This window comes from Streptomyces sp. IBSNAI002 (genome assembly GCF_052244475.1).
Classification (GTDB): Bacteria; Actinomycetota; Actinomycetes; order Streptomycetales; family Streptomycetaceae; genus Streptomyces.
Genome location: NZ_JBQPXG010000002.1, coordinates 4770001 through 4775000 on the forward strand (window position 1 = coordinate 4770001; position 5000 = coordinate 4775000).

A 5000-nucleotide genomic window follows, 5' to 3' on the forward strand; every position below is an offset into this window, starting at 1 on the left:
ATGGGCCCTACCGGGTTACTGACCTTAGCCAAACTCCGAATGCCGGTAAGTGAGAGCACGGCAGTGAGACTGTGGGGGATAAGCTCCATGGTCGAGAGGGAAACAGCCCAGAGCATCGACTAAGGCCCCTAAGCGTACGCTAAGTGGGAAAGGATGTGGAGTCGCAGAGACAACCAGGAGGTTGGCTTAGAAGCAGCCACCCTTGAAAGAGTGCGTAATAGCTCACTGGTCAAGTGATTCCGCGCCGACAATGTAGCGGGGCTCAAGCGTACCGCCGAAGTCGTGTCATTGCAGCAATAGGGCCAACGCCTGCTGTGATGGGTAGGGGAGCGTCGTGTGCCGGGTGAAGCAGCAGCGGAAGCTAGTTGTGGACGGTTCACGAGTGAGAATGCAGGCATGAGTAGCGATACACACGTGAGAAACGTGTGCGCCGATTGACTAAGGGTTCCTGGGTCAAGCTGATCTGCCCAGGGTAAGTCGGGACCTAAGGCGAGGCCGACAGGCGTAGTCGATGGACAACCGGTTGATATTCCGGTACCCGCTTTGAAACGCCCAATATCGAATCAGGCGATGCTAAGTCCGTGAAGCCGTTCCGGACCCTTCGGGGAAAGGAAAGTGGTGGAGCCGACGAACCAGACTTGTAGTAGGTAAGCGATGGGGTGACGCAGGAAGGTAGTCCAGCCCGGGCGGTGGTTGTCCCGGGGTAAGGGTGTAGGCCGAGGGGTAGGCAAATCCGTCCCTCATATAAGGCTGAGACCTGATGCCGAGCCGATTGTGGTGAAGTGGATGATCCTATGCTGTCGAGAAAAGCCTCTAGCGAGTTTCATGGCGGCCCGTACCCTAAACCGACTCAGGTGGTCAGGTAGAGAATACCGAGGCGTTCGGGTGAACTATGGTTAAGGAACTCGGCAAAATGCCCCCGTAACTTCGGGAGAAGGGGGGCCATCACTGGTGATCGGACTTGCTCCGTGAGCTGGGGGTGGCCGCAGAGACCAGCGAGAAGCGACTGTTTACTAAAAACACAGGTCCGTGCGAAGCCGTAAGGCGATGTATACGGACTGACGCCTGCCCGGTGCTGGAACGTTAAGGGGACCGGTTAGTGCGCTTTCGGGCGTGCGAAGCTGAGAACTTAAGCGCCAGTAAACGGCGGTGGTAACTATAACCATCCTAAGGTAGCGAAATTCCTTGTCGGGTAAGTTCCGACCTGCACGAATGGCGTAACGACTTCTCGACTGTCTCAACCATAGGCCCGGTGAAATTGCACTACGAGTAAAGATGCTCGTTTCGCGCAGCAGGACGGAAAGACCCCGGGACCTTTACTACAGTTTGATATTGGTGTTCGGTTCGGCTTGTGTAGGATAGGTGGGAGACTTTGAAGCAGCCACGCCAGTGGTTGTGGAGTCGCCGTTGAAATACCACTCTGGTCGTGCTGGATGTCTAACCTCGGTCCGTGATCCGGATCAGGGACAGTGTCTGATGGGTAGTTTAACTGGGGCGGTTGCCTCCCAAAGGGTAACGGAGGCGCCCAAAGGTTCCCTCAGCCTGGTTGGCAATCAGGTGTTGAGTGTAAGTGCACAAGGGAGCTTGACTGTGAGACCGACGGGTCGAGCAGGGACGAAAGTCGGGACTAGTGATCCGGCGGTGGCTTGTGGAAGCGCCGTCGCTCAACGGATAAAAGGTACCCCGGGGATAACAGGCTGATCTTCCCCAAGAGTCCATATCGACGGGATGGTTTGGCACCTCGATGTCGGCTCGTCGCATCCTGGGGCTGGAGTCGGTCCCAAGGGTTGGGCTGTTCGCCCATTAAAGCGGTACGCGAGCTGGGTTTAGAACGTCGTGAGACAGTTCGGTCCCTATCCGCTGTGCGCGTAGGAATATTGAGAAGGGCTGTCCCTAGTACGAGAGGACCGGGACGGACGAACCTCTGGTGTGCCAGTTGTCCTGCCAAGGGCATGGCTGGTTGGCTACGTTCGGGAGGGATAACCGCTGAAAGCATCTAAGCGGGAAGCCTGCTTCAAGATGAGTATTCCCACCTCCTTGAGAGGGTAAGGCTCCCAGTAGACGACTGGGTTGATAGGCCAGATGTGGAAGCCCGGTAACGGGTGAAGCTGACTGGTACTAATAGGCCGAGGGCTTGTCCTCAGTTGCTCGCGTCCACTGTGTTAGTTCTGAAATAACGAACAGCTGTGTTCATGCCAGCGTTCAAATTTCATAGTGTTTCGGTGGTCATAGCGTTAGGGAAACGCCCGGTTACATTCCGAACCCGGAAGCTAAGCCTTTCAGCGCCGATGGTACTGCAGGGGGGACCCTGTGGGAGAGTAGGACGCCGCCGAACAATCATTGCGGAAGCCCCGCACCAGGTATCTGGTGCGGGGCTTTTCTGCGTTTACGGCCGGATCGGCGGGTTCGGCTGGGTATCCTGGCCGCGTTCCCCTGGAGGACGTGATGACAGCACAGCAGCTGGAAGACGGCGGGCCGCTCATTCCTCAGCCGGCCATGACAAGGGAAGCCCTGCGGGACGCCGTGCGCCGGATCGACATGGCCAACCTGGCCGCCCTCGACAAGGAATGCAACGAGGCGTTCGACCGGGCCGCCGAAACCGGGGCCATCAACCCGCTGCGGTTCTTCCTGATCAAGTGGGCCACGCACGTGGCGATCCACCGCTGGCCGGCGCGGGCGGCCGCGTTGCACGAAGCGGAGCGCGTGGCGGGCGATCCGGCGGCCACGGAAGAGGAGTTCCGGGCCGCGATGGAGACCAGCAGCCGCATCCTGGACGAGGCCCAGCGCGAGATCGGCCAGTGACTCCGCGAGGCGAAGGCGTGGAGAACGACACCGGCTGGGCCTGGGAGTGCGACCCGAGCCCGCTGTGGGTGCTCGGTGACATGCCGGCGGATCAGCAGAAGCTCGTCGGCGCGGTCATGGACGGCCTGGTCGACCTGGCGTCGATGGCCATCGACCCCAAGGACGGCAGCCTCTACGAGGACCCCAACCCGATGCGGCTGCGTACGTACGAGGACGAGCACCTGATGGTCTGGTACCAGACCATCCCGCACCGCTGCCGCGTCTATCTGAAGCGCGTCAACCTCTGAGCCCGGAGCCGGCGCAGCGCTGGAGTTGGGGTCTTGATCCACGGAGTGAGGAGAATCAAGATGCCCAACAGACCGCGGCCGGCGGATGCCGTCGATTGCCTGCGTACCGAGCTGGCGGCCGGGCGGACGGCGAGCACGACGACCGCGCCGACCACTCGGGGTGCGTGGCAGGCCTTCATGCGTTTCGGGCGGAAGCGTTTCGACACAGGGCTCGAACCCGACTCCGACGGGCTGCTCTTCCAGTACGGCACGTACGCCTTCGGCGGGCGACAGCTGTTCTCTGTGGACCTCACGCGGCAGTTCGCCGTCAACGACGACGACGGCGAACACGACCACTACATGCAGGTCCACTGCGAACTCCGCTACGAGCCCGGGCCGGACCTGGTTGCGCTGGGGAGGTTCGACTCCTGGTTCTTCCACGATGCCGACGAGGACCTCGACGAGTGGTTCACCGCCATGGAGGCGCTCCTCGGACCGGTCCTCGCCCAAGAGCCGGCCGAGGTCGACCTCTACGAGGAGCAGGCATAGGGGGAGCGGGCCAGCCGGTCACGTTCCGCTCCGTTGACCGGGGCGCCCTCACCACCCTGACCATGCCGATCACGTCCGCCCGCTCCATGAAGTCCCGCGCAGTCCCTCGCCCTCCCAGGTGCTGCCGGCAGTCCACATCCGCATCCGGTCGTGGGCGCCCTTCCACGGCCCGAAGGTCGCGTGATCACCGGCAACGGCTCGGTGCGTGGCCACTGGGGGACGGTGAGGTGGCGGGCGACCTCGTAGCCGCCTTCGTCCAGGACCGCGACCGATGCGAACCAGACCGGGTCGTCTTCGTCGGGCTGGATGACGACGAAGGTGTTGTCCGAGCCGTTGAGGTCGTCGATCAGCATGAACCCGTGGCCGGCCCAGCCCCAGGCGAGGGACCAGCAGCGATAACGGCTCCTGGCTTTGTTGACCGGCCAGGTGGATCTTCGTGGTCCAGCCGCCGCGGGAACGGCCCAAGCCGTGATCGTCGGGTTCGGCCCGGCGGCCGCCCGGCGGTTCCTTCCGGTCTTGGCCGTCCCGTCGGGCACAGGCCGCGTGCTGATGGGCCCGGCAGACCGTCGAGTCGAGGTTCACCTCCCAGGTGATCAGCCCGGCCGCGTCCGTCCGAGCCTGCAACCCGGTCAACACCACCGACCAGACACCGTCACGTTGCCAGCGACGGAAGAGACCGTAGACCGTCTGCCACGGACCGTACTCGGGCGGCAGATCCCGCCACGGGGCACCAGTCCGCACCCGCCAGCGGATCCCGTCGATCAACCGCCGCCGACACACCGACGGCCTGCCCAGCACCGCGACCGGCAACAACGCCCCCAGCACCGCCCACTGGCCAACTGGCGCCAGGCGTGGGCGTCGGCCTTGTTTCCCGGCGTCGGCCTGGCCGAGGCGATGATCAAGCTGCTGTCGGCGTCGATGATGACCTGCACGTTCGCCGAGAACCGGTAGTTGCGGGCGGAGGCTGCGATGGTGCGGTCGCGGTCGCGGACGGGGATGAGGGTGCCGTCCACGATCCACAGCCGTTCTTCGCGAACCGGTCCATCCGCAAGCCCGTGAACGTCTCCACCCACACCGACTCAGCCCGCAACACCCCGCCCATACAGGAAAGATGCCCAACACCGAGCCTTCTGCAACACCCTGTGGGTCGGTCAACCCAGGTTCTGGGAGGCACACTTGGGGTGTGAGGGCGGGCCGTGGGAGCGGACTGCGGTGGGTGAAGTGTGGGATCTGGGGGAGTGGTCCGGTGGACCTGAGTGCAGTGATCATCGCGGTGGCGGGTGTCGCCGGCACGCTGGGAGGGTCGCTCCTCACCCAGCGAGGTTCGGAGCGCACGAGGCTCCGGGAGATCGAGCTCGTCCGCGGCCAGGAGGAGACCCATCA

At 63.0% G+C, this 5000-nt stretch carries 4 protein-coding genes, 2 rRNA genes and 2 pseudogenes (2 of these 8 only partly in view); 6 read left to right on the forward strand and 2 right to left on the reverse strand.

Annotation, left to right across the window (positions count from 1 at the left end):
• The 5 genes from ACTVZO_RS23110 to ACTVZO_RS23130 all read left to right on the forward strand — a co-directional run.
• A 23S ribosomal RNA gene (locus ACTVZO_RS23110) occupies positions 1–2142 on the forward strand (it extends 982 nt beyond the left edge of the window).
• Between the two features lie 76 nt (positions 2143–2218).
• A 5S ribosomal RNA gene (gene rrf, locus ACTVZO_RS23115) occupies positions 2219–2335 on the forward strand.
• Positions 2336–2445: 110 nt separating this feature from the next.
• On the forward strand, positions 2446–2802 hold the full coding sequence (locus ACTVZO_RS23120) for a hypothetical protein (RefSeq protein WP_443300203.1): 357 nt from the start codon (positions 2446–2448) through the stop codon (positions 2800–2802).
• A gap of 17 nt (positions 2803–2819) precedes the next feature.
• Positions 2820–3089, forward strand: coding sequence for a hypothetical protein (locus tag ACTVZO_RS23125; RefSeq protein ID WP_443300204.1), 270 nt, complete (start codon positions 2820–2822; stop codon positions 3087–3089).
• Positions 3090–3149: 60 nt separating this feature from the next.
• The gene (locus ACTVZO_RS23130) at positions 3150–3617 is read left to right on the forward strand and encodes a hypothetical protein (protein ID WP_443300205.1); all 468 of its coding nucleotides are present in this window, start codon (positions 3150–3152) and stop codon (positions 3615–3617) included.
• A gap of 444 nt (positions 3618–4061) precedes the next feature.
• On the opposite strand, the pseudogene ACTVZO_RS23135 reads toward ACTVZO_RS23130, so the two are convergent.
• Both ACTVZO_RS23135 and ACTVZO_RS23140 read right to left on the reverse strand, forming a co-directional pair.
• Positions 4062–4442, reverse strand: a pseudogene (locus ACTVZO_RS23135) (transposase); the annotation flags it as partial.
• Between the two features lie 14 nt (positions 4443–4456).
• Positions 4457–4648, reverse strand: a pseudogene (locus ACTVZO_RS23140) (transposase); the annotation flags it as partial.
• A 215-nt stretch (positions 4649–4863) separates the two neighbouring features.
• Here ACTVZO_RS23140 and ACTVZO_RS23145 point away from each other — a divergent pair.
• On the forward strand, positions 4864–5000 hold the 5' portion of the coding sequence (locus tag ACTVZO_RS23145) for a hypothetical protein (protein ID WP_443300206.1). Its footprint extends 424 nt past the window's final position; only the first 137 of its 561 coding nucleotides appear in the window; it begins with the start codon at positions 4864–4866; its stop codon lies off the right edge, out of view.